Below are 371 nucleotides of genomic sequence, written 5' to 3'. Positions count from 1 at the left end.
TATATTGGGATGGATGTCCACAAGGAAAGTTTTAGCTTATGTGCATTGCACGGAACAACTGGGGAAATTGTAAGAGAAGCACGATGTGCTTCAAATGTATCTCTCGTAAAAAAATTTGTTGAGAAACTGAAAACAAAATATGGTGAAGATATAAAAATTAAAGCTGGATACGAGGCTGGTTGTTTAGGATATTCACTTCATAATCTGCTGGAGCAAAACGGGATTGATTGTGATATTTTAGCTCCCACAACAATGTACAGTTCATCAAAAAACAAAATGGTGAAAAATGATAAATTCGATGCCAAAATGATTGCTATTAATTTAGCGAATGGCACCTATAAAGAAGTATATGTTCCAGAAGAAGAGGATGT

General features: G+C 34.8%; 1 protein-coding gene. It reads left to right on the top strand.

Annotated features, from left to right (window positions below):
• Positions 1–371: IS110 family transposase (locus tag ACODS7_RS32810; protein WP_488828751.1), on the top strand; the 371-nt coding region annotated here is incomplete at both ends.

Source organism: Bacillus sp. FG16, from assembly GCF_057809515.1.
Note: the sequence above shows the minus strand (reverse complement) of the source record. Positions and strands in the feature narration are given on the sequence as shown.